Here is a 22868-nt window from a genome sequence, read left to right as displayed (position 1 = left end):
CTCACGAATATCTGGAGTGATAGAACCCAACACCGCCCATTCCGGCCCGGATACCGGAATTTGCCAGACTCAACGCATCCGGTTGGGCAAGCGATGCTGTTTCTGCTGATCGGGCATCCGAAATGGCTGCTTTATTCGACGCATTAGACAGACTGTCCAGCGCAGACATATTCTGGGTCGACTCGCCGGAGCCGATCGCCAGTGCATCCTCCAGCCCACCAACATACTGATCGGCCTGCGACGACTGCGCCTGATTAATCGCATCGTTTTCCTGAAATGCCTGCTGCCTGGTCAGGGAGTTCTGCGTGGTACCGAATTTACCGCTGCTAGGGTTCACTCCCGCAGAAGTCAGCGAATTAGCCGCATTGTCACGCGCATCGCTGAACTGCGAACTGTATGACATGTTGGTATCGCCAGCCGCCTTCTGATAGGCCAGCGGGTTATTCATCTTGTTTACATCCTGAATAAAGACGTCTTCATAGGGCGCCAGCTCCTGCTGATACAGTTCCCACATCGATTCGGCCACTTCAGCCTGCGCCTTCTGAGTTTCAGTCTCTTTAACTTCAACACTGCCGCCACCACCCATAATCACCTCACGTTTTTTCTGAACCGCATCCGGCCCTGTTCATCATCGGGCAGGCGAATGAAGCCCAGTTTCCCGGCAACACGCACAAAGCCGCGGCGGGTCGTACAAAACTCAAACCATCCGGCACCTGCGGCGCGCGTCAGCTCAGTCACGATCGGGTTAAACTTCGCCAGTGCGCCAATGCCGCAACTGATTCCCAGCCAGACCAGCATGTATTTCTCACCGTCTCGATCCATCAGTCGAAGCACGACCCGTGTATTTTCATCGCCAAAGCAAAACGCCTGCTTTTTACGGCAGGCGTCTTTAATTCTTTCGAACAGGTCGGGTTCATTTACGTCAGCCGCAACCCGGTTAATCAGAGAAATAAACTGGTTCACGATACAATGATCCCTCCGCTTCCTTTCTTGGCAACCAAAAGACAAATATCAGAACAAGTTGTCTCAGAACCGATATCCCCATGCATATACGAGCTACCAATAATTTTAATGGTGACGTCCCCGCCACCGGTGATTATGTCCTTCACCAGGCTTAAAGATTGTGTTGTTGTCCCTTCACCAGTCTGAGTACAACTGGAACTCGCTACAGTCACACCATTCCAGGTTATTGTTATATCAACATAGTTCGTACCATCAGTTGTTCCACCGTCAGGGTTCTCCGTTGTATGAGCAGTTGCTGTTGTCACTATTGCAGGAATAATAACTGAGCGGTCGAACGCCTGATCGTCTGTAATAATCACAGTCCTTGTACCATCTACCCAGGTTGCACCTCCCCCTGAGGATGTGCTCTTGGTTACCATGGAAAATCCCACAGCATTAACAATATCGCCTTTGATCTGGTTGGCTGACAGCGTACCTTCAATCACACAGTCTTCGCCGATGGTGACGTTGTTAAATTGCCCCTCGTTCGCAGTCACGCGGTTTAGCGTGACATCATTCAGCGTGGCATTATTCGCGGTCATATTGCCGCTGCTGTCTACAGAGAAACCATTCCCGATTTCAATCTGCCCACCTTTGATATCTGGCGAGTCAATTTCGATTCCGGCGGTAACTTCATCCGCGACAATGGTCTGGGCATTCAGCACCTGGATTGTCGCCTGCTCAATAACCGCTTTCTGCATGCAGACGCCGTAATCGGCGTCCACATAGAACAACGCCTCCATAGTGCCGTCAGGATTCGGGTTATTAGGGTCAAATACAAAGAACTGGGTCGCCGCAACTGCCACCTGGCTGATTGGCTCGCCCTCATCATCCACACCGGCCACCAGACCAATTCCGGCGGTAATGCCATCGGCGCTGGCTTTTACCGACCACATATTCTGGAAGGCCTGAGTTCCTTCGGAATCAATAGTGGTGATTTGCTCCTGAACGCCGTCCAGTCCGGCCTGCAGCTGAGCAATCAGGGGGGAGTCATTAATGGTATCGTTAATGACATTGATAATGTCATCGGTACTTTCCTGCGTTTTAACGTAGGTGCCTTCACTGGCATTGTATGGACCGGTCACACCGTTGCTGTTAACAAAGCGAATCCAGTAATATCCCTCATAAACCGGATCAATCGGGTCGCTGTAAATGTTCGCAGCGGTACTCCCTACCTGAACCGCCTCTGACAGGTTATCTTCCGGACAGCGCCAGATCTGCGTCAGGCTATGGCCGTAATACACTGGTGCATCCCAGTCTAATTCCACAACGCTAAACCCGCCGTTTACCACCAGTCCGGTTGGTGTTGAGGGATAAGCAGGCGTTAATCCGCCATCACCGCCGGAATCACTACCTGAGCCACTGCCATCCGTAGTGCCGCCAGAGCCATCAGGGTAGAACGGCACGCGATTGCCGGAACTGTCAGTGACCATCACAACCGCCGCCCCTTCACCGCGTTGCCCCGTCAGAACCTCCATATTTTCATACAGTGCATCCAGCGTTTTATCTGCGCGAAACAGTGGGCTTACTGTCGATGTACTGGCTGAGTTTGGTGAACTGGCTTTCAGACGGGTATCTCGCTGTCCACCCTTTGCCTGTTTCCTGGCTCTGGCGAGCGAATCCTTCACATTCATGCTGGCAATTCCTTCACGCTCTGCGCCAGTGTAATCCGGTCCACTTGCGCGTAGCCGTAAACCTCGGCCTGCCACTTACTGCCAGCCATCACAGGTAAGCGGAAAATATTATCCACGATGGAGCCCGGCGGCATGGTGCACGCCAGTTGCCCTTCAATAAAAAAATGGATGCCGACCTGAATGACTGACGGGGACATCACACGACAAACGGAATAGCTGCTGCCCTGCGGGACATGAAACACTTTTGATCGCCAGCGCATTGAAAGCGGGGTCTGCGACGCCTGTGAAACCCAAAGCTCACCACCTTTTGCCACATAAAGCAGATCGCTCTGGGGGTCTGCATAGGCTGCATCGAAAGTGTTCGTCAGACGGCGGAGATCGTTGTTATTCGGGTCGTAGATAAACCCTCTGACGGTGTCATACACGCCGTCGCCGTCCCCATCATAGTCATACAGACCGATGTAATTGCCGCCAACCGACCACGCACGAACAGTAGAGGGATTGAACGCCTGCCACTGCTCACGCGTCATCACATTTGCAGTGGCGACCGAACCCGCTCCTGTAGTCGTCACTTTCACTATTCCCGCCGGGCCAGCGTAGAGAACAAAACCCAGCATCGAAACCATAGAGCGCTTTGACAGGCAGGCCTGATTTAACTGGACGGGCTTATCGCTGATGTTACTTGGCGTTATGCCAGAGAAGACAACCGGGACACCTTCTGTGCCAGCCACAACAGCGGTATCCACTGAGGCAATAGCGACTATGTTGTCGTAGGTAGACAATTTATAGGCATCGGGCCAGGCATACGGCAGATATGGCATTGAGAACATAATTTCATTGCCCGCAAACCCCACGCTGATTCCGTTATTCATTGCGCACAGGCCGACCATATTATCCGGCGGCATCAGATAGTCTTCCGTTTCCAGCGTTGCGGTCAGTTCATCACTCATCAGGCTGTCCACATAACTGGTCACTGCGATATCAAGTTCGACAACTTCAAGGAATTCGGCGTCACTGGTTGTCGTGACGGTACGATAAATACGTCGGCGCGTGATGTTATAATTGCCTGCCGGTGGCGCAGCAAGACTGAGCGTAACGGAGCTGCCAGGTGCGGTGATCTCAACGTCTGCTGATGCCGGACCTGGCGGCCCCTCTTCACCGTAAGCAGTTACGTAGGTTTCGCAGTAATAGCGCGTTTCGTCGTTCGCCGGATCGTCATCTATAACCGGGTTACCGTCATCATCATTGGGTGGATTAACAGCACTGATACCAATCGCAGTTTCCGGCGCCGGGACTCCTAACCGGTAATACGCTGACGGTAAATTATCTCCCACCAGCGCAATATCAGCACTGGTCAGTTTGGGATACTCGCCGTCGGTATAATAAATTCGGTTATAGGGATCCTGAGCAATGGGGCTGCGGATAACATTCACGTCATGACCCCACGCAAACCAGTAGTCGTCGTAATAATGAAATACAGTCAATGGAGTGAATGTAAAAGCGATAGAAGCATCGATATCCGCTGTCAAAGGTGTAATAACACCACGGTCAAAATGGCAATTCTCAGCATACGTTGAATTTGACTGTGGCAATAACCCGTCAGCATCCCGCGGGATTTCCCCGTGCATCGTGGTGATATCAATGTTCATGGTGTTTTATCAGAGGATAGTGGCAGGTTGTTCCGGGAAAGATACTGAGGATTGCTGCAAATCGATATCCGTCATATCGCGTAAATTGCACAGATAGTAATCCCAGGAGATCAGCGCATCCGAATCCCCAGGCTTAGTTCGTTCTCGGGCTATTGCCGCCTGTAGTACAGCTATGTTTATAGCCGCGTTATTTGCCAGGCTTGACCGCTGGATTTTGTTCTTTCTGAGGTTGTACGCCGCTAACAAACCGGCATCCTGGTATACTGTTTTACCGTCAAATAGCCAGGTCCCTGTATCTAACTCAAAGCCTTCAGGCAATGAACCTTCTATTTCGGCAACGCTCATGTTTTCAGGAAAAAACATACTGACAGCATAAGTATATTCACGTTGCGGAACGGGTTCACTGACTACAGACTTAATTACACTATCACCGTCATACATTAATTTAACTGTTGTATCAGAAAATAATTTCTGACACTCATACCAGTCTTGCCCATCCTCCGATCTTAAATATCTATACCTGCGCCCGGATACCTTGAGTCCTTCATCTACTTGTTGCTGCAGGGGTTTATATTCAGTGAAATTTTTAATGTTTTGCATAATCACCCATAAATTGTCATCCATATGCCGCCCACATCTTCCTGAATTGGTTTATAATAAATTACACTTACTCCATAACCGTTTGAGTACCATTTCAAACCAGTAAAAACATTTCCTGATGGAGCCTGACAAGTCGCATTCGATTCAGCCTGCTGTGACCCCTGCGCCCCCAACTGAATCCCCTGTACAAACCGTGCATTGGCATCAGCAATAGTTTCATAGCCAGAAAGGTCAATTGGCGGTGGGTTGTTCGGCGAGTAAACCCGCTGGCCTGATTCGTATACAGTACTGGCATTTAGCTGACCAGTAATTGTAACAGACCCATTTCTGTCAACATGAACAGGGTTAGAAGTCCATAGGCCAGTATCATCATAAAAATGGATATCCCAGCCGCCCATATAATAACCAGCATTACATATATCAACCCCGGATGAATTATAATATGCAGTAAATCCGGAACCATCGAGCCCCGCTGCTGTACCGTTAACAAAAACAGTATAGTTTGAGTGAATTGCTGTTAACCCAATAGCTTCTAAATTTCCTACAACTAAATTTGCCCAGGTAATCGAATTTAATAATTCAATTGTGTTTACATCAGAACGAAAATGAAACCGGTAATCGTAATCAGCCTCCGGGTAAGTGGTATGAATATCCCAGTAATAATCAGACGTTGTCCCCGCCCCGGTACCAAACTCTAATACTGCACCGCCAGTATTGATTCTGCTGGTCAGGACATCCGGGGCGCTGACAAATCCGGTGAAACTGGCATCAGTACCGTTCAAATCACCTGTCAGTACTCCGCCACCCAATGGTAATGCGGACACATCTGCTGCAGTTAACTCCACATCTCCCGTTTTGCTGTTAACACTGGTAACCGGTGGTTCAATTTCTGGAGGCGGAAACGCTTCGGAGTAGATCCGGCTTTTTATGTAACCACCGTTACCATCTGGCACCAGTACAAATAAACTGGTCGGTTCGGCAGCTTTTAGGCAAATCCCCGGCAATGCGTCGGCACCAAGCACCAGATTATTATCTGCATCCAGACGTACCACATCGACCGCCGTGGTGCCGCTGGTCACAATCTGTAAGCCAGAACCAACATTCAGGATAATATCCGCATCGATTTTGAGGGGCACAGGTTCACCGGCAACCACCTGCTGCCCCAGCAAACGACACCAGGTTCCTGTCGTGGCCAGATAGACCAGCATGTCACCCGGATCCCAGATAATGTCTGAGTTAACCGGGTCCACACCGCCATCAGTTATCTGCCAGACGCTGGCGATATCCGGCGTACTGGGGTAACCCGCCTGAATAGCCCATTGCCCCTGATCCGTTAATGGCGACGTGACTTTACTCGCAGCGTCTTTAGCTTCCTGTGCATACTCCTCCGCCGCATCCCGCGCATTTTTTGCATTGGTTTCGCTGGTCGCGGCAGCTTCCTGACTGGCCTGCGCATTTGTTTCAGACGTTTTAGCCGCAGCCGCGGATGCACCCGACGCCGTTTCACTGGCGGCTGAGTTTGACTCTGACACCTGCGCGGCTGCTGCCGACGCCGCAGAGGCGGCTTCACTGCCGGCCGCATTTGTTTCGGAAGTATTTGCCGCTGTCGCCGAAGATGCCGCTGCATCTTCACTGGCCGCCGCATTCGTTTCTGAGGTCGCAGCAGCCTTCGCGGAAGCCGCTGCTGCATCTGCATCACCTTCAATGCTTTTTGCGCTGGCATCTGCTGCTGATGCGGAGGCCGCCGCCGCATCTTTGCTGGTGGCAGAGTTCGTTTCCGATGTGGCTGCCGCCGCTGCAGATGAGGCTGCTGCGCTGGCGCTGCCTGCCGCCTCAGTATTGAGACCTTCCATCTGAGCAAGATCGTCCTGCATCTCCTGCTCAAGCTGGCGAAATTCCAGAACAATCTCCGGGGTCAGCTGAGACTCGGTCAGCTCCTGCATAAGCAGATCATTCAGGGATCCAGTCGGCGTCGTGTCGTCAATATGTACAGTACCATACTGCTGTGTTTGCCCTGCCCAGCTAACCTGAATAGTGTAATCACCGTATTCCAGATCAACAGAATAACTGCCGTCGCTGGCGGTTTTGCACGATGAACTCACGCCTTTGAGCACAACATTACCCGTGGCAATGGCATCAAAGGTAATACGCGCGTTGGGGACCACATCGCCGGAGATCGGACGTTTCAGAACGCCACTGAGTGTCAGTGTTCCCATTATGGTGCCACTCCTGTCTGCCCGGCGGCACGAACAGCTTTAGCCTTCACGCCAGCCTTATCGACGTTGTTCTTTATACCCATCGCGTCGTTGTAATTCTGCAGATGCTGCTTCGCCAGATTGTCATCCTGCCCTGGCGTATCTTTGCTGAACGCCCGATACAGGCACCAGTCCACCACCGGGTTAATGAAAATATCGCTGATCGCCATCGCAACCGGGTCTTCCTCGTCCAGTTCCTCCAGCGTGACCTCCATCGGGTACAACGACACTGCCATCTCCAGCGTTACGCCTTCTGCCACTCCGGGATAAAGCATGAAATATTGCGGTAGCGCCGGATTGTACAGATACGCCTCCACGCTCACTTCCCCGGACGTGGTGCGCCACATCGGATCGGCAGTGTCCAGCGTGACCCGATCACCGGGGACTATGGAACGCCCTGAGTCCTGACCAACAATGTCGATTAACTGATAGACACCCTCCGGCAACTGCTGACGCACACCGGCTGCGCACGCGAAAGGAATGACTGACGCCGTGGCATCCGGGCGTTTGAGCGCAACGGCGCGCACGGCATCATTGAAATAGCCCAGTAACTCTGATTTGGTCCAGCGAATAAACCCGGGATCGCGCAACTGGGTATTCACGCGCCCCAGAACATCCACAACAGCGATAGTCATCAGAAAAATTCCTGCTTAACGACGGGATTCTGGAAGGTATTGAATGCGGTATTTTCGATACGCCAGCGGAACGCGGCACGATAACCGTCAACGAAGTACGGTTTCATCTCCGCTGCCAGTTGCGGATTGCTCCACGCCTTGCCCGGCATATCCGCCATGCGGGCAACGGTGCCACAGGCCAGCGCCAGTGGATAATCATCAATCAGGTTCTGAGGGATAGTGATGGCAGTCTGTCGTGGTTCAACAACGAAGATTGCATTGAACTGTGCATATGCGCGGTTAGCCCGTAGTTCATTGCCGCTCAGTTGCTGGTAATCAACGCCAGCCTGCAACTGTGGCCCGTCCGTACCCGGCTGCATCTGCTCACCGAAAACCCTGATCAACTGTCGGCCCTGATAAGGTTGATCTGCTGGCACCAGTAACACGCTGTCACCGGCGGCAACGCTGACCGGCCCCACGGTATCCTGCACAAGCCGTGACTCCCGACAGAACTCGATAGCCGTTTCAACGATCGCGTGGCGGATCATAAAATCCAGCGCGCCGGAAATCGATTCCCGCACCAGGGGATACAGAGAGTCAGGTGATGCCAGCGAGATCATTACGCGTCCCCTTCTACCGCCAGTTTTGCGCGAAGTGCGTCACGGACACGCAGACGGAAGTCATCCACTTTTTCCTGGGCGGACTGCTGCGGGATGTCCAGTTCAGCGCCTTCCACCAGGGTACGCAGCTGTGCGGCAGTAAATTTGCCAATATCACCGTAGTCGCCGCAGTTCATATCGCGCCGTTCTCGCTCTTCCGCTTCCCGTAATAGTGCCGCTTCACCGGCCTGCCGCGCCGCTTCCGATGCCTGCGATTCACGATCCCGCCACTCCTGAAGATTCTGAGCTTCAATCCATACCGTCGGATGCTGAAGCATACGCTGGGCAATATCTGCCGGAGTCGGTACTGATTTACCACGCGGAAACAGCAGATGACTGCCGGTCAGCGTGTCACGCTTGATGCGTTTGGATCCGATGTAGACCAGATCAATCTTATCCATCACAGCGTACCTTCGTAGATGTAGAAGATTTCCAGCACCAGATCGCCGGTAGCTGCCGCGCCGGTCACCTGAACAGATACATCGGTGTTTTCAGTGGTTTCTTCCAGAACACAACGGGTATGAGTGGTATCCGCTGCGGAAAAGTCATCAACGGAGGTAACTACCGCGCCGCCAATAAGCAGATCGACACCCGCACCTTCACCCAGACCTGAACTGGAATACAGCAATGCCGTCGTTAGCTGAGCACCCGGTGGCAGACTGAAGATATCGACAACCGTATCCACCGCCGTAGCATTAAACGTATATTTCGCAATCGCGACTGACTGGTTACCGTGCGAACCCTGATAAACAGGCCGGTTATAAGACGATGCCTGAATCGTTGGCATAACGAGCTCCTGATAAAAGAGCGGGCAGCAATGCCGCCCGAAGAAAGGAAGACGCCTACAGCGTCGGGTTGTTGGTCTGGGAAACAGCGGTGTCCACGCAGATGGTACCGAAGTCCTGCACGTAACCGTCTTTGCCACGGAAGCGGATTTTCTTGAGACCGTTGATCCAGCGGATGGAGGTTTCGGTGGTGTTGCCGTGGTCCACCTTCTCGGTGTGCTGCTGGAACGGGCTGCCCCATTCACCGGAACCATAGGCGTTGGCAATCGCCTGCCCGCCGAGCAGAACGGCGCGGTCCACCATTGTTGTGGTGGTAACGATCTTGGTCGTCGCGTCTTTGTCGTTATTGCAGACAGTGACGTTTGAACCTGAGTTAAAGCGCACCGGCATGCCGCTGTACTGGCGAACCAGAATGTTGCGCCACATGGCGGTGTCACCTTTGAAGATCGGATGATTGAAGCCTTTGGAACGGTTGATCGCTGCCGCCGCCATCATCTGCCAGTCTTTACCACTGGTGGAGGTGTACCAGTCATTCCACTGACGCGGCGTGACAAACATGACGTAATACGGGGAGTCACCGGACATTTCGTCGGCAGCAAGCTTAATCGGTGCCAGAGGGTGCGCCATTTCGCTGAGATACAGGGACAGATTGTCCACCACATCCAGCGTAAACAGATCCGCAGAATCCAGCGTTTCGAGGCTGGTGGCATCCCCGCCGTACATCTGGCGGCCATAGGTCGGCGGATTCACATCATTGACCATGATTTCCGCGAATTCCGGGTCGTCCGCCAGCGGAACGATGATATCGTCGGCAGTCACATCACCACGTGCGCCCATCATCTGTACCGTACAGACCTGATCTGCCAGGTCGTTGTAGTACGTACCCAGCAGTGTGCGGGCGGTCTTGCCCAGATTGTGCTTGGTGCGTTTCTGCGACATGCGGCCACCGGCGTTAACCATATGACGGCCCTGGTTGATCTTCAGACCGAACGTGGACTGTTCGAGGTTTTCACCGCGACCTTCCAGTTTTTTATCGCCCATAGTCGGGCGCTTGTTCAGCTTGAAGAAGATATCAACATCCACTTCATCGCCTGCCTGGCGGGTTAAATCGGTTACGCGGACAACCGGCGCATGCGGGCTGGACTGCTCTGCACTGCGCTTGCCGTTGTCGCCCTGCGCATTCTTCGGGGCGTTCTCTGTCAGCATATTGACGAATGAACGGTTGCGGTTAGCTGCGACAAACAGCGCGGCCTGCAGAACCTTATTCGCCTGAGCCGAGGTTACTGTAGTCATATCCTGATTCCATTAAAGAGAAACCCGCCGGGTGGCGGGTTGTCAGATGTCCAGACTCGACAGCAGCGACTCAATTTCAGCATCACTCATCGATGCCATTGAACCCAGCAGATCATTCCCGGACTTCGCCGCAATCTGGGCGGCCCTGTCCGTGGTTGGTGCTGTGACTGTCGAACCAATATCGGAAGGTGAACCCGGCAACGTGGCAGCGGCTGCCGCGACCGCTTTGTCTGCCTGCGCTGCAATGGTTGCCTGGTCCTGCGCCGGGGCATCGCCAAAGGCGGCCTTAACCCGGCGCTCCACTTCCTGAAAGCGTTGTACGAGAGATTTTCCGGCGAATGCCGGGTCTTTTTGCAGTCGCCCGTCGATAACCAGCGCCATATCCCAGCGATCCTGATCGCCGCTGCGCCAGCCATCGAGTTCCGGTAACTGCATTAATGCCATATCAACCGGACTGGCCCCCGCAGACGGAACACTGGCCGGTGCCGCCGCCGTGGGGCTGGCGGCTAATGCGCTGATCTGTCGGGTAAGAGCCTGCAGGTGTTTACCAAGCGCGGGGTATTCTTCCATCAACTCCTTAAGCTGTTCATCATTCAGCCCGGAATCATCGAGAAGACTGGCATCCACACCGGCATCCACTGCCCGTTGTTTCAGGTCGTTCAGTTCCTTTTCGAGCTGCGTGGCCTTTGCAGCATCAACAGACAACTGCTGTGCTCGTTCTTCCGCCTGACGCGCCCGCTCGCGAGTGGCTTCCAGCACGTCATACGGAATCGTGTGCACACCGTCCTTAGCCAGAATTACCGGCTTGTTGCCTTCTGCCGCCTTATCACCCTCGCCCGGCGTCGGCTGTTGTGCTGCCTGCCCGCCATCTTCCGGTTTGGGATCGGCTGCGGCTGGCTGCGGTTTATCGCCCGTCTGGATGGTAGTCGGTGCAGACACTGGATCAGGCTTGTCCTCCGGGTTGAGGTCATCGATGATCTCCTCGTCCGGTTCAGCATCAATCTGTTCCAGCTTTGCCTCTAACTCTTCTAAAGTCTCGGTACCTGTAAATTCAACGTTGCTCATATCTCACCTTTGCCTGTGTCGTCGGCTAACGAAAAGTACATACAAAAAAGCCGCTCCACGGAGGAACGGCTTTGCTGTGATGCACTGATGGAAAGAAGCCCGGCGCGCTCCGGGCGGCGTAAAAACGCAAAAACCCGCTCAAAGGCGGGTTAAGAAGGTAGTACGGCTATTGTGGGGATTTTCATCCTGCGATTTCGTAAAGTCAAGTAGTTCAAATCCCAATATAGTGTTATTACTCTAATTGAAATAATTTGCTATGAGATAAGCCACTATATCCCTAAACCAATCCCTGTCTAATGATCTTCTCCATTCATCTCTCGATATCGGTCCACATTTACGACGTAAAACTAAATTCCTCGCAGCTTCATATGGAATTTGTATTTCTGTCGTAAATCGGTGTATTAATGAATCAACTGGAAAGCGGTGAAGTGATGAGAACTCGTTATGTGCTGGCTGAAAAATCCCGCTATTGAAATCTGCAACATAACTATTAAGTACATTTAAAGGCACAGATATAAATGTACAATAATAACTCCCCTCAAGAAATGGAACCGTATTTATTGTCATGCCCTGCATAGGGTTTATAATAATACCTGTTTCTTCATGAAGTTCACGTAAAGCTCCAGTTTGGGCCGCAACAATCTGGTTACCGTCATCAATATCATCTTGAGCTTCAATAGCACCACCGGGGAAACAATATTGACCGGAAAAATTTAATGCAACTCTAGTACCATCCCAGTAAATGTTTTTTTTACCAACCAATGCTAAAGCCCCTTCAATAGAAAATAAACATACATATGTGTAGGGCATAAATCACTCCTTACTAATTGAAAAATCTCCTAATTTCATAATAGTGGGAAAAATGTTAGCTGAATGGATATAACTCACATAATTAAATTTCCACCCCAACTGCTGGGTGTTTTTTCTCCACTAAATCTATAATCAATTGCTGCAATTGCTGTATCTGCGCCCCCTGCTGCGTAATCGTCTGCTGGGTCAATTCCATCTGCTGCATAATCTGCCCGGTCTGGGCCATGGTTAACCCGTCAGAATACCTCTGCCCATCGGCTGAGGCCTGAGACTTGTTCGCGCTGGCCTGCTTGCTTTCGGTATCTGCATCCTTATTCTGGATCTCCGCTATCTGCTGTTTGAATTGGAGCACCTGAGCAACCTCATTGAGCTTCGCCTGCTGCTGGGCTGCCTGTTTCTCTTCGTCGGTCATGTACTGCGGATCCTGCGTTCCCAGCGCGCGGCTGACGCGGTCGATAAACTCATCCTTGTTCGGGATTTCCACCAGTTCCAGCACCAGATCGATAACGGCAGACTGAGCCTGCGGCGGCAGTTTCTGGATGATACCGATGAGGCGATCTGCAAGCTGGGCACGGTACGCTGGCGTAGAGTCGATCGGGGCCAGAACAATACGTGCATCGAGGCGGCTGATATCGTTGGTTATCTTGCCATCATCACCCGGCGTATTGATGGTCACCACTTTGCGGCGTCGTTTGTCCTTCCTGTTCACCACGATGGTATAGCTGGTCTTCTGCTTCAGGTCTTCCAGCAGATAATTCAGCACCAGTTCACCCAGCGCATTACAGGCCATCGTATAGTTATCATTGATCTCGGCCAGTGTAGTTGAACTTTGCTCGACCAGGTTACTGACCGCTATTCCCGAAACCACACCACTGGTGTCCTGCCCCATATAGCTGGAATAGATCCCGGCGCAGTCCTGAATATTCTGGCGGTCATATTCCATAACCTGCATCTGCTGAGCGCTGACACTGCTGTCCCGGTTAATCTGTAGCGCATCCGCTGCTTTGGTTTTGTTCTTACGATCGGCATTGAGGACAAACACACCGTCCGGCCGGTTCGCCTCTTTGCGCACCTGCTCTGCGGTCATGTTTGTGGCATCGCTATCCATGATGACCTGCGACGCCTGTAATAACCAGGTAACCTTCAGATGTCGGAAGTTGTAGCTGTTCTGCGCGCTGATCATTCGCGACACCAGGCCGTAGGGAATACCGCTCTGGTCTTTACGAAATCCCCAGAAAGGTACCAGCGGGAACATCCCCTGCGGCGCATCACACGGACGATCGCCCAGATGATACGGCCCTGCCCACCACGATTCCCGGATAAACGAGACCAGACGCATCTCAACCTTAACCCGCCCGCTGGCGACCGCTACGGCATGAGCAACGTTATTTTTATCGTACTCCACCATCTTGCCGGTCGGCAGTGCCAGCATCGGGATACGTTCATAGACGCGGTAATAGATCACATATAGCATGATGCGGTCGCGACTGGTACTGAGATACTCTGCTTCGTTGCGGCTCCATGTCTGCCGTTCTTCCCAGCCACTACGCAGATCGACGTCATCACCATCAATGCGCTCAATGTCGTCGAAAGTGTCCCATGTACCGACGGCATTCTTCAGCGTCTCGGCCCGCTGCGGGAACAACATCACAGCTTCATCCAGGTCAATCCAGCGACGGCGGCGCACCCAGCGCGCATCACGCAGATCGGGCTTTTTACTCAGCCAGTCCCAGTCAACTTCGTTGCGGTTAATCTGCTCCGCAATATAGCGCGGCCCGGTAACGTCGGGGTTGCGACGAACCTCCACCCATGACAGTCCCGCTTTAATCTGCCCGGCATAGGCATCAGAACGGACGCGATCAATGCGCATCTCCTGACACACGGTATAAAACTCAGCGTTAAGCGCTTCCGCCAGCTTCTCCATGTCGTCGTTTTCATAGCTGGCCTCAACCCGAAGGTCTGACCTCGTCTTCGCCTCGGTACCCAGCACGGAGTCAATAGCCGGAGCTATCAGGTTCTGACATTCAACCGGCTGCCCCCGCTCTTCCAGCACAGCGGCCACCTGCGGGGGTATCTGATCGCCGTCATAATAGGCACAGCACCGGTTTGCGTCGGTACGCCAGTCCGGCTGACCGTCGATATCGCCCATGAGATTAAGTAACTGCGTCTGTGTGAACTGTCCGCGATGCTGGCGGTTCTTGCTGATTTCGATAAGTTTCATTGTGTCATCCAGTGCTGTGGTCTGGTGTCGTTGTAGACGGTAACCGGGCGTGCAGGCATACGTGCCCGCATTTCCTGAGCAATGCAGTAGCTCATGACCTGATCGTCAAAGCAGCCTTCCTGCGCGTTCATCGAACCTTTCTTGTCATAAACGTATGAGGACATTTCGGTGATGGTTCCCAGCCAGCGGATCCCGTCGCAGTCTTCGCGTAGCAGGGTTTTCATGCCCTCGATGGCGATGGGCTTACTCTGTTTGGTGGTCAGCCAGCCCAGCTTTGCCGTTTCGTCGTCGTTGTCCCGGTCGATATACTCTTCGGTGTAGATCCTGCTGGTGGGGTAAATCTCACGGAGTTTCTGAATAACTGCGTGACCGTGGTTGTTTCGTTCCGGTCCGATGTACGCCGGGATCTGAGTTTCATGTTCACCCTGTCGGACAATGCCGCTGTACAGGCGCCCGGCGTGGGCCAGCAGCATGGCAAACAGTTCCGCGTCCAGATGCCCGTACCAATGCGCCACCTGCTCGCCGGTGCTCTTCTTCACCACGTCAAACGATGAGCGGTCACCATGCTCCAGCCCTTCTGCGATATCTGCGCCGATCGCATAATCATCATCCGGGTCCGGCAGTTCCCAGACCAGCAGGTGATTCATCAGCGTGCGCTGGAGTTCCTCTTTGTTGCCGCCGCGCAATGCCTGTACTTTCAACTTTTTCCCGGTAACCGGGTCCATGTCGTAGACAATCAGCGGCGTGATGCACCGGCCACCGGCGCGCATGGTTGCTATCGCGTCGAATACCCGACGCCCGGACGTCAGGAACGCTTCTTCCGGCGTGGACGGAAACTCCTGTTTCATCTCTTCGCCCTGCGTCCGCTCCTTGCCGATGTACCATTGCTTCTGCGAGTCGGTCAGCGTGATACCCATGCGCTGCTCAACGGCGGCAAAATACTTCTGGTGGTACTTACTGAGACGCAGACCGCCTGCAGGTACGGAGGCCTGATATTTCGGATCGTCATACCAGGGATAGAAGTGAAACTTAAAATCCTGAGCAGTAAGCTCAATGCCTGCCTGCTCCAGTTCAATTGCCGCCGTACAGATGCCGTGATAATCCCCGCCAACACCTTCGGCGGTGGATTCGATAAAGATGATGCACTCGTCCGCCACGGCGTTAAGCGTACCGGTGCGCAACTCCTTCGCTTTTGCAGGATACTTCGCGCATATTTTCCCATGCTCGGATATATGCAGTCGCTGGACGGTACCGGAACGGAATGACGTGGCCACGCCGATACTTGAGCCGTTCCCGAACAGGATGAAGCCACCATTCGCCCCGCTGCGGCGCTCGACGACAGAGAAGCAGGCCCGCAACCATCCCGGCAGGTTATCGAACGGCACGGCTATTTTGGTACGGAATATCTCGCCTGCCGCCTGTTTATCCTGTGCGACGATCCCGCACTTAAGGTTTGGCGTGAACAGCGCCTGGTCCAGAAGATAGATATCGATGCTGGTGGAGAAACCAAGCTGGCGCGCTTTCAGAATGGTGTTTTTGTTGTGCATGTTCCGGAACAGACGGCGCTGCGCCGGTCGCATGCGGAACGTGACAAGAATCCCTTTCTCATCCTGAATCTGGTACAGGTTGTTGAGACGCCACCACGGGTTACTGAGCTTTGTCAGGATAAAGAGACGCTTCTCTTCCTCTGACATACCGATCAGGTCCGGTTCGCAATATTGCGGCTCACTCTTCCGGGAAGTCATTTATCCGTCCGGAGTTGTGCATAGCCTGCAGGTCAGCAATGATCAACGTCATTGGCGTGGTCACGCCCCGCTTATTGCTGGTGAGGATGTCAGTCTCGGCTTTAAGTTTGGCGGTAGCCGCTTTGATACGCGCTGTATCAGCGATGATTTTCGGTGTGGTTGCGGCATACACGTCCAGTGTACTGAGCGTGCGTTCAATGGACTCAATACGACCGATATTCCGGTCCAGTGCCTGTTCAGCCTGGAGTATCTTGCCGTACAGTTCGACGCGGAGTTCTACAGTCTCTGCCTCCTCCATATCGGAGAACATGCGTTTCATTGTGCTGGTGACGGAAAGCGCCCGCGCGCGAGTGAACACCAGTTCATCAATGAGCGCCATCTCGCTGGCGTCATCCATCAGGCTATCTGCGTCCAGATACTTTGCGTAACCCCGATGTTTTACAGCGGCGGTATTGCGCTCCTGGAATGCATTTGTTGGGGCCAAAGATCGGGCTCCGCGAATCCGTTTCGTTTCTGGCCGATCTGCGCAATTTTCATCGTCATCAGTACTGTGCGCATCTTCGTCCTCTCCAGCATCCGCACCGGATTCCTCAGAAACAGACTGCGCAGTTTTGCGCACTTTCTTTTGCGCATCAGATTGCGCACTTCTGCGCATTTTGATGTGGCGGCGGGCAGTGGCGTAACTGATACCTTTCTGTTCACACCAGTCCTGCAATTTGATGCCAGATTTAGCATGAGCACGCTGAAACTCCTGCTCCAGCTTTTTCCAGTCAGTTTTCGCCATATCAACATCCAGTAATCACTATCGAGCGCCGCACGCGACGCTCTGGAGTAACTACTTCTATTCTTGAATAGGACGGGAGCAAGCACTGCTTCCGGTTGCATCAATGCACAGTAAGCCGGATTGTTGATTAAAGGTAAGCTCAGTACCGCCAGAAACCCTGACTGTAGACAGCGTTGTACCCGCGGACGTGGTGGTTTCCACAACTCTGGCACCAGAGCAACCGGACAACAACAGGCAGCACAATGTCACGCCAGTTAAGACGATTGTCGATTTCATGAGAATTCCTAACAGAGTTTTATGCTGGGTTTGAAAATACAACCCTCGGGAAGTAGATGAAAATCAGATAATTTATGCTGTTTTTAACGTAGCGAGACATCAATTATCAGCATTTTATAAATCAAAAATCATAGGTTGGTGACCACTGGCCATTACGCATTACTTCAGCATGACGGCTGGCACGTTCCGGCGTCTGTTTGGCCCATGTACTGTCCATCATCTGGGCTGCAACTTCATCCCAGTCTTCGTCAACGATCGCTGAAAGCATGTGATGGAAACCCGCCAGACCCGAGACTCCCATCTGATAACCCATGCTGGTCAGAATATCCTCCCGCGGCTGATTACAATGAGTTAAGGCCTGAGCAATGTCATCGTTATCAGTCATTGCCTCATGAGTTGCATCAACGTAACTGTAGAGCCATGCGTCAATAGTGTCGTCGTCCAGCGTAAATGTGTAGTGTGAAAGTGGCGCACCTGAAGGACCGAGCTTAAAACCCACGCCTGTCGACGGAAAACCAAGACTGTCAATGTACGGCGAATATCGGACACCTTCTTCTTGCCGCAGTAGCGGTATAATTTCACTTTTCTGATTCATTGTTTTTCACCAGTTTATTTTTACGTAATTCCCACGCATCCAGAACTGCCGCGCGGATCCTGTCAGCACCTACGAAGCCAACAACCAGGCCCACAAGAGGCATCCACTCTTCGTGAAGCCCACTTTTTCTCATCGCCGCCAGAACGCTGAGTGTTATCAGAACAGCTAACACGCCGCCGAACAAAGATGACAACCATCCCCGCCCATCTTTCAGACTCGACCACAACGCAGCGAGGAAGGCAGTGATACTTCCCCAGGTTGCGTAGGCATGCCCGACTGCCCATGGTGCCAGAGATGCGATCCAGCCGAGAATACCGGGTTCTTTTTCGACCATTTGTGTTTTCCTTGCCCGGAAGCGGGCACAAAAAAACCCGCACGAGGCGGGTTATGAGAGATACAGCTATTGTTGGGATTTTCATCCTGACACCGTTTTGTGTCAACCATCGCGATTCATTTCAAATAGTTCATAGAGCCGCGTTGTCGCTGCACTGGCACTGGCCGATAACCACCAGCGGCATTCGTCCATCACAAACCAGTACATTTCGACCTGGCCTGTATTGCTACTGATATGACGCAAGATTTCCCGGTGCGTCGGGGCGATATGTCGATCGCCATTGCAGACGGGGCAAATGCCATGCTGAGGCTGGTTAATGATTCCAGTCCCACGGCAGCGCGGGCAATGAGTGGATGCCTGCGCATGGGCTACTACCCAGTTATTAATATTCTGCCTGGCTGCTGAAATTTGATCTTCGAGGTAACTAATTCGGTCAGCACGCAGCTCTTTACTGAGCATTTTTTTCAGCTTCTTCATACGTGTAGTTTCACGCTGAGCATACGGACCATACAGGCGATGCAGGTGCTGAAGAGATCGATGCTGACTGCTCAGTGGCCGATGAAACTGGAGGTCGACAACCGTCTGGCACATCCCTTCAACCAGCGGTCTGTGAGCTAACTGGCTTTTAGAGCAGAAAGCTTTCGCCCACTTTGTGACATTGTCACGCAACGCGCGCTCCTGCTGCTTATCATCCCTGTAATTCACCATTATCATCTGATAACCCACTGGGTTTTCACGCTCCAGTGTTGCCAGCATTGCCGCAATATCATCCCAGTGGATGGACGACTTACCACCTCGCGGTTCCAGCTTAGCTGTCCGGGGATCGAAGATTTTGATAGCCGTTTCTATGCTCATTATGATTTCTCGCTAACCTGCATTGGTCGCGATAATTATCTCATAAACAGGAGTAATTGCTTTCAGTGTTGCAAAAAGTGAAATGCAGTACAGGCTGTCAATTCATATTCAACCAGAATGACTCCTGACAAACATTATGAAAATTCTTCTTCATTGGCCTGATTTCCTGCCCTGCCGCATCTATCACTTCCCAACAAATCCGACATTCAGGGCAAACATTATTGGGATGTTGTGTAGCTTCAAGTTCATTAGTGCATCGGATTACCACACCGCTATCATGAAGCCATTCCATGGCGATAGTTTCAACTTCAGCCAAATCATCCTGCACCCACTGTTCTTGAATGCAAATTACTTCCTTTCCGTTTTTAATAGCATTCACATAATACGCCAAATTAATCATATTTTATCGTCGTATAAAAATATTAGTGGCAAAGAATATACCCCTATACAACCCCGTAAGCAGCACCGCATCCGTAACAAAATCTTCTCCAAGATACACTGGGTAAAAATCACTGTAAGTAAGCCTCCACCAAGATTGTTTCCCTTCTCATAAATTGTTAAAAATTGATTTCTCAGGTTTATGGGGCACATGCCGATAATTAAGTTTTCTCGAGTGAATCGCAAACTTTTCAGCATGTTCTGGTTCGAGAAGAACCAGATGAAAAAATGGAGAAATAAACGTGGGATTTTGGAACGTCACAGGAAAAATCATAAAAGGCGTAGCTAGCGCACTAGAAGCTCAAGTAAATGAGTTGCAGGCTATTAAAATGCGTCTTGAAGGTAAAAACAGTGCAGATTTGAAACAGCTGATCAAGTCAGAGGGATTCTTCAGTTCAGCCAGCGATCGTGAAAAAAGTGTCGCAATGAAGATTCTCAAAGAACGCGGTGAAATCTAAAGGAGCTCAAAATGGTAGGAACAGTAAATCTTCCACATACATGTCCAAATTGTAAACAGACTACAGCACACACGGCTAGCGAGCTACAGGTTCTCTTCGGCTTCAGAACAATACCTTCTGGCGCGACAAATCAAAGCTGGTGCAGAGAGTGTCGTTCGAGCCAGAAATAGTTATCATTTCTAAAATGAGTCAGCCCATATCAAGGCTGACTCCTTAGCCAGTTTGAATACAGATTACTTCAACGTCACCCCGGCTCCTGAAGCGGAAGTTTTTTGTATTGTGCGATGTAGTTCTCAAGAGAACAGAACATACACTTATTCAAGCGAGGTACACAGTGAGAAACTAACAGCCCCAGAGTGAAGCTAGTAGTAGAGATTACGAAAGAGGTTGAATGAAGAGCCGCACATACAAATAAGTTTAATAAGAGAAAAGTATTGATGATAGTATTTTTTCAGATTGTCAGGCGCAATAAATACGAAATAGTAGCAGTATTACTCATGATATGCGTCGGATTATTTAATTTTGGATGGTTAAGCTTAAAATCCATTCCTGTAACGCCACCAGGTTATTATGAAAATATCGTCATTGAACATACGCAGTTGTTTATTAATTTACGTGATGAGTATCAAAAACAACGGGATGAAATGAGGAAGGAATTGACATCCCGTAAGCATACATTCGCTGAAACTGCACAAATTGCACTAAAGGTAAGCATTTCAGAATCGCGTTATTTGGATTTTTGGTTGGCCGAAAAACCAATTATCATCGGTATGCTAAAACCCTTTGAAGAGTTAAAATATGTTAACTGGTATATGAGTCTTACTCCGGAAATTCGCAAGTCAGTTAAAATAACGGCTGATGAGTTGCATAAAATTTTTCCTCAGTTGGCGGAGTGTAATAAAAATGCAGCTAAAGATTATCTGGCACTGGTTTCAGTACTGTCCGCTCCATCTGAGGATAAACTGTCTGATGCTTTAGTTGCGCAAACTCGGGTGATAATGCGCAATATTTCTCAATCTGAAAATTCTCAATCTGAGATATGTGATAATATAATGGTGTCATATTTCACATCCGTACAGCGTCTTTCCAGAACATATAGTGCACTTGCTGATGCTTATGAGAGTTATTCAGAAAAAAATGAAATATATCGTAAAATAGCCAGCGCAATCTTGTCATTTGTGTTGTTACTAGTCAGTTATCGATGTCGCAAAAATTTGCTTAAAAAAGCAGCACAATCAATGGGTGGTTAATATCTCCGGTAAAATCGTCAGAATGACATTGATAGGTACAGATAATTAAGATCTGTACCTTAACGGAATTGTGACCATGAGTTATGGTAATCGACTCAGAGTCAGGAACAGACTTTGAACATAGAGAATGTTTAATGAAATGTAATCCCCATATGTAACAGCGTCTAAATCTGAATGGCCATACTCATCGGTACGTCTTCAACTAACTCATTCTTTTCAATAAACCTTTCCCATCTTTCCACAAGTGCTCCACGATTAATTTTATACGTTACTTGTAATTTTTTCCCATGATACCGCGTATATTCTTTATCTTGGATCTGTGAAGCAAAGTAAATAATGAATGAATCCGGATCGATAGCAAATAGTTCCAGATCGTAAAGCGTATGCATGTCACAACGCAATAATAGTCCATTGCTTACATGATTGTGTGTATCATTTTTGTATGCAGTGATATGTGCGGCTTCGAGGATATCAACAATTTCGCAGCCACTTACAGCGCATTTAGCGGTTTGGGCTATCAAACTGTCACGAAATGCTTTTTGACCGCGCCGTTGCTTAATATGTCGCAAAACAGCCTTTCGCTGATCATCAGCATCGAGAAGAGTATCATCACAGTCCGCTTCAGTAGGGTCCAACTGAACGATGCCGCCAAACAGATTTTTTGCCCATTCAAAGTCGATTTCCTGAATTGAACTCTGAACGTTGTAGCGTGGTGTGTGAGATATTAATTCTGTTATAGAGACGGAACTAATTGGTTTGTAATGTTTTTTATAGTCAGCTTTAAATTCTAACGCAGAGACTTCTTCTACTTTAGGATGATTAAATTCATGACCATTGCTGCAGCGCCACTCTGGTTTTTTAGATTTACGATGGATTAACTTTGCTGGTGCGCAGTTTTCATGTGGGCATCGGTTACGAATTTTAATGTACGGAGCCGATATTAGATTATCTATGACTGATATACCCAGGACATTTTTTCTGTCAGTTACTATGACAATATCTCCCTTTTTGACTTGCTTATGGTTTGGAACAAAATTGTCATATCTGTAAAAACTAGTCGAGTCATCGTGATAACCATTATTACCAAAGTACCGAAGATCATCCTGACCTACTGCTTTAAAAGACCATGCTTTCTGGTTCATCCGTTTGATTCCATGAGAAAAGTGGCAGATGAATCATAAAACAATAATACAGTCATGAGAACAAGTAATGCATCACTTTAGTTTTAGCTCCCCCGGCCCTAGCGCACGATGTTGTATCCACAGTACGAACTCAAACTGACTACCGTGTTTCTGCTCCCCAAAAGCGGCATTGTTGTGCAGTTCATTATGGCAAACACGACTCAGAAGCATTACGTAGAAATGCCCTGCTTCTGTTCGTATCCCCCCAAACCCATGGCCAACAATGTGGTACGGGTCATCGCCTGGAACACCGCTACTGCGGCACACCTGAGTTTTTACTCAGTCATTATACCGAGGCCTCTTAAACGGTCGCGTTGACCGTCTGGCAAAGGCGAAAATCGGGTATAAGTTAAATGAATTTGTGG

At 50.6% G+C, this 22868-nt stretch carries 24 protein-coding genes; 2 read left to right on the top strand and 22 right to left on the bottom strand.

What is annotated here, in order from left to right; all coding sequences use genetic code 11:
- Nucleotide 1: 1 nt before the first annotated feature.
- The 20 genes from JQ822_RS06135 to JQ822_RS06040 form a co-directional block, all read right to left on the bottom strand.
- Nucleotides 2–592 carry a hypothetical protein gene (locus JQ822_RS06135; protein ID WP_213132691.1) on the bottom strand — a complete coding sequence of 197 codons (591 nt, stop codon included), beginning with the start codon at nucleotides 590–592 and terminating at the stop codon, nucleotides 2–4.
- Nucleotides 589–963 (bottom strand): hypothetical protein, encoded by a 375-nt coding sequence (locus JQ822_RS06130; protein ID WP_342344228.1) that lies wholly within the window; start codon nucleotides 961–963, stop codon nucleotides 589–591. Before JQ822_RS06130 ends, JQ822_RS06135 begins: the two co-directional genes overlap by 4 nt.
- Nucleotides 960–2636, bottom strand: a complete 1677-nt coding sequence (locus JQ822_RS06125; RefSeq protein ID WP_213132690.1) for a phage tail tip domain-containing protein — start codon at nucleotides 2634–2636, stop codon at nucleotides 960–962. Before JQ822_RS06125 ends, JQ822_RS06130 begins: the two co-directional genes overlap by 4 nt.
- Nucleotides 2633–4285, bottom strand: coding sequence for a hypothetical protein (locus JQ822_RS06120; protein ID WP_244848709.1), 1653 nt, complete (start codon nucleotides 4283–4285; stop codon nucleotides 2633–2635). The genes JQ822_RS06125 and JQ822_RS06120 overlap by 4 nt, the downstream gene beginning before the upstream one ends.
- A gap of 9 nt (nucleotides 4286–4294) precedes the next feature.
- The gene (locus JQ822_RS06115) at nucleotides 4295–4909 is read right to left on the bottom strand and encodes a tail fiber assembly protein (protein ID WP_213132689.1); all 615 of its coding nucleotides are present in this window, start codon (nucleotides 4907–4909) and stop codon (nucleotides 4295–4297) included.
- On the bottom strand, nucleotides 4888–7101 hold the full coding sequence (locus JQ822_RS06110; protein WP_213132688.1) for a prophage tail fiber N-terminal domain-containing protein: 2214 nt from the start codon (nucleotides 7099–7101) through the stop codon (nucleotides 4888–4890). The genes JQ822_RS06115 and JQ822_RS06110 overlap by 22 nt, the downstream gene beginning before the upstream one ends.
- On the bottom strand, nucleotides 7101–7775 hold the full coding sequence (locus JQ822_RS06105; protein ID WP_213132687.1) for a phage adaptor protein: 675 nt from the start codon (nucleotides 7773–7775) through the stop codon (nucleotides 7101–7103). The genes JQ822_RS06110 and JQ822_RS06105 overlap by 1 nt, the downstream gene beginning before the upstream one ends.
- Complete coding sequence (locus JQ822_RS06100) at nucleotides 7775–8374, bottom strand: hypothetical protein (RefSeq protein WP_213132686.1); 600 nt, start codon at nucleotides 8372–8374, stop codon at nucleotides 7775–7777. Before JQ822_RS06100 ends, JQ822_RS06105 begins: the two co-directional genes overlap by 1 nt.
- Nucleotides 8374–8814 (bottom strand): hypothetical protein, encoded by a 441-nt coding sequence (locus JQ822_RS06095; protein WP_244848707.1) that lies wholly within the window; start codon nucleotides 8812–8814, stop codon nucleotides 8374–8376. The genes JQ822_RS06100 and JQ822_RS06095 overlap by 1 nt, the downstream gene beginning before the upstream one ends.
- On the bottom strand, nucleotides 8814–9200 hold the full coding sequence (locus tag JQ822_RS06090; protein WP_213132684.1) for a hypothetical protein: 387 nt from the start codon (nucleotides 9198–9200) through the stop codon (nucleotides 8814–8816). Before JQ822_RS06090 ends, JQ822_RS06095 begins: the two co-directional genes overlap by 1 nt.
- Nucleotides 9201–9255: 55 nt before the next feature.
- On the bottom strand, nucleotides 9256–10491 hold the full coding sequence (locus JQ822_RS06085; protein WP_094169012.1) for a N4-gp56 family major capsid protein: 1236 nt from the start codon (nucleotides 10489–10491) through the stop codon (nucleotides 9256–9258).
- Between the two features lie 42 nt (nucleotides 10492–10533).
- Nucleotides 10534–11556, bottom strand: coding sequence for a hypothetical protein (locus JQ822_RS06080; RefSeq protein ID WP_213132683.1), 1023 nt, complete (start codon nucleotides 11554–11556; stop codon nucleotides 10534–10536).
- A 237-nt stretch (nucleotides 11557–11793) separates the two neighbouring features.
- A complete protein-coding gene (locus tag JQ822_RS06075) occupies nucleotides 11794–12366 on the bottom strand; it encodes an NUDIX hydrolase (protein ID WP_213132682.1) in 573 nt (190 codons plus the stop codon).
- 82 nt (nucleotides 12367–12448) lie between these two features.
- Nucleotides 12449–14587 (bottom strand): portal protein, encoded by a 2139-nt coding sequence (locus JQ822_RS06070; protein ID WP_213132681.1) that lies wholly within the window; start codon nucleotides 14585–14587, stop codon nucleotides 12449–12451.
- A complete protein-coding gene (locus JQ822_RS06065) occupies nucleotides 14584–16332 on the bottom strand; it encodes a terminase (RefSeq protein WP_213132680.1) in 1749 nt (582 codons plus the stop codon). The genes JQ822_RS06070 and JQ822_RS06065 overlap by 4 nt, the downstream gene beginning before the upstream one ends.
- Nucleotides 16313–17116, bottom strand: coding sequence for a terminase (locus JQ822_RS06060; RefSeq protein WP_213132679.1), 804 nt, complete (start codon nucleotides 17114–17116; stop codon nucleotides 16313–16315). The genes JQ822_RS06065 and JQ822_RS06060 overlap by 20 nt, the downstream gene beginning before the upstream one ends.
- A gap of 397 nt (nucleotides 17117–17513) precedes the next feature.
- Nucleotides 17514–17987, bottom strand: a complete 474-nt coding sequence (locus tag JQ822_RS06055; RefSeq protein WP_213132678.1) for a glycoside hydrolase family protein — start codon at nucleotides 17985–17987, stop codon at nucleotides 17514–17516.
- Nucleotides 17971–18321, bottom strand: coding sequence for a phage holin family protein (locus tag JQ822_RS06050; RefSeq protein WP_213132677.1), 351 nt, complete (start codon nucleotides 18319–18321; stop codon nucleotides 17971–17973). The genes JQ822_RS06055 and JQ822_RS06050 overlap by 17 nt, the downstream gene beginning before the upstream one ends.
- A 102-nt stretch (nucleotides 18322–18423) precedes the next feature.
- Nucleotides 18424–19176, bottom strand: a complete 753-nt coding sequence (locus tag JQ822_RS06045; RefSeq protein WP_213132676.1) for a TIGR02642 family protein — start codon at nucleotides 19174–19176, stop codon at nucleotides 18424–18426.
- Nucleotides 19177–19273: 97 nt separating this feature from the next.
- On the bottom strand, nucleotides 19274–19576 hold the full coding sequence (locus JQ822_RS06040) for a hypothetical protein (protein ID WP_213132675.1): 303 nt from the start codon (nucleotides 19574–19576) through the stop codon (nucleotides 19274–19276).
- A 280-nt stretch (nucleotides 19577–19856) separates the two neighbouring features.
- On the opposite strand from JQ822_RS06040, the gene JQ822_RS06035 reads away from it, so the two are divergent.
- Complete coding sequence (locus JQ822_RS06035) at nucleotides 19857–20072, top strand: transposase (protein WP_213132674.1); 216 nt, start codon at nucleotides 19857–19859, stop codon at nucleotides 20070–20072.
- Nucleotides 20073–20509: 437 nt separating this feature from the next.
- Nucleotides 20510–21322: a hypothetical protein gene (locus JQ822_RS06030; RefSeq protein ID WP_213132673.1), complete on the top strand. Its 813-nt coding sequence runs from the start codon at nucleotides 20510–20512 to the stop codon at nucleotides 21320–21322.
- A 164-nt stretch (nucleotides 21323–21486) separates the two neighbouring features.
- Here the strand turns inward: JQ822_RS06030 and JQ822_RS06025 are convergent, their stop codons facing one another.
- Nucleotides 21487–22464 (bottom strand): HNH endonuclease, encoded by a 978-nt coding sequence (locus tag JQ822_RS06025; RefSeq protein WP_213132672.1) that lies wholly within the window; start codon nucleotides 22462–22464, stop codon nucleotides 21487–21489.
- Between the two features lie 72 nt (nucleotides 22465–22536).
- Entirely contained in the window at nucleotides 22537–22770 is a 234-nt protein-coding gene (locus tag JQ822_RS24610) for a DUF968 domain-containing protein (RefSeq protein ID WP_213132671.1), read from the bottom strand.
- Nucleotides 22771–22868 lie beyond the last annotated feature (98 nt).

Origin of the sequence: Citrobacter sp. FP75 (assembly GCF_018342065.1) — a bacterium.
Taxonomy (GTDB): domain Bacteria; phylum Pseudomonadota; class Gammaproteobacteria; order Enterobacterales; family Enterobacteriaceae; genus Citrobacter.
The sequence above is the reverse complement of the archived record's forward strand: the minus strand, read 5'-3'. Positions and strand labels throughout refer to the sequence as shown.

What these genes read in the sequence shown, in the direction of transcription:
- JQ822_RS06125 (WP_213132690.1), bottom strand. Translation starts at nt 2,636, where the DNA reads ATGAATGTGAAGGATTCGCTCGCCAGAGCCAGGAAACAGGCAAAGGGT.
- JQ822_RS06050 (WP_213132677.1), bottom strand. Translation starts at nt 18,321, where the DNA reads ATGGTCGAAAAAGAACCCGGTATTCTCGGCTGGATCGCATCTCTGGCA.
- JQ822_RS06090 (WP_213132684.1), bottom strand. Translation starts at nt 9,200, where the DNA reads ATGCCAACGATTCAGGCATCGTCTTATAACCGGCCTGTTTATCAGGGT.
- JQ822_RS06100 (WP_213132686.1), bottom strand. Translation starts at nt 8,374, where the DNA reads ATGATCTCGCTGGCATCACCTGACTCTCTGTATCCCCTGGTGCGGGAA.
- JQ822_RS06105 (WP_213132687.1), bottom strand. Translation starts at nt 7,775, where the DNA reads ATGACTATCGCTGTTGTGGATGTTCTGGGGCGCGTGAATACCCAGTTG.
- JQ822_RS06060 (WP_213132679.1), bottom strand. Translation starts at nt 17,116, where the DNA reads ATGGCGAAAACTGACTGGAAAAAGCTGGAGCAGGAGTTTCAGCGTGCT.
- JQ822_RS06075 (WP_213132682.1), bottom strand. Translation starts at nt 12,366, where the DNA reads ATGCCCTACACATATGTATGTTTATTTTCTATTGAAGGGGCTTTAGCA.
- JQ822_RS06080 (WP_213132683.1), bottom strand. Translation starts at nt 11,556, where the DNA reads ATGAGCAACGTTGAATTTACAGGTACCGAGACTTTAGAAGAGTTAGAG.
- JQ822_RS06040 (WP_213132675.1), bottom strand. Translation starts at nt 19,576, where the DNA reads ATGATTAATTTGGCGTATTATGTGAATGCTATTAAAAACGGAAAGGAA.
- JQ822_RS06095 (WP_244848707.1), bottom strand. Translation starts at nt 8,814, where the DNA reads ATGGATAAGATTGATCTGGTCTACATCGGATCCAAACGCATCAAGCGT.
- JQ822_RS06115 (WP_213132689.1), bottom strand. Translation starts at nt 4,909, where the DNA reads ATGGATGACAATTTATGGGTGATTATGCAAAACATTAAAAATTTCACT.
- JQ822_RS06085 (WP_094169012.1), bottom strand. Translation starts at nt 10,491, where the DNA reads ATGACTACAGTAACCTCGGCTCAGGCGAATAAGGTTCTGCAGGCCGCG.
- JQ822_RS06045 (WP_213132676.1), bottom strand. Translation starts at nt 19,176, where the DNA reads ATGAGCATAGAAACGGCTATCAAAATCTTCGATCCCCGGACAGCTAAG.
- JQ822_RS06025 (WP_213132672.1), bottom strand. Translation starts at nt 22,464, where the DNA reads ATGAACCAGAAAGCATGGTCTTTTAAAGCAGTAGGTCAGGATGATCTT.
- JQ822_RS06070 (WP_213132681.1), bottom strand. Translation starts at nt 14,587, where the DNA reads ATGAAACTTATCGAAATCAGCAAGAACCGCCAGCATCGCGGACAGTTC.
- JQ822_RS06110 (WP_213132688.1), bottom strand. Translation starts at nt 7,101, where the DNA reads ATGGGAACACTGACACTCAGTGGCGTTCTGAAACGTCCGATCTCCGGC.
- JQ822_RS06030 (WP_213132673.1), top strand. Translation starts at nt 20,510, where the DNA reads ATGATAGTATTTTTTCAGATTGTCAGGCGCAATAAATACGAAATAGTA.
- JQ822_RS06120 (WP_244848709.1), bottom strand. Translation starts at nt 4,285, where the DNA reads ATGAACATTGATATCACCACGATGCACGGGGAAATCCCGCGGGATGCT.
- JQ822_RS06065 (WP_213132680.1), bottom strand. Translation starts at nt 16,332, where the DNA reads ATGACTTCCCGGAAGAGTGAGCCGCAATATTGCGAACCGGACCTGATC.
- JQ822_RS06055 (WP_213132678.1), bottom strand. Translation starts at nt 17,987, where the DNA reads ATGAATCAGAAAAGTGAAATTATACCGCTACTGCGGCAAGAAGAAGGT.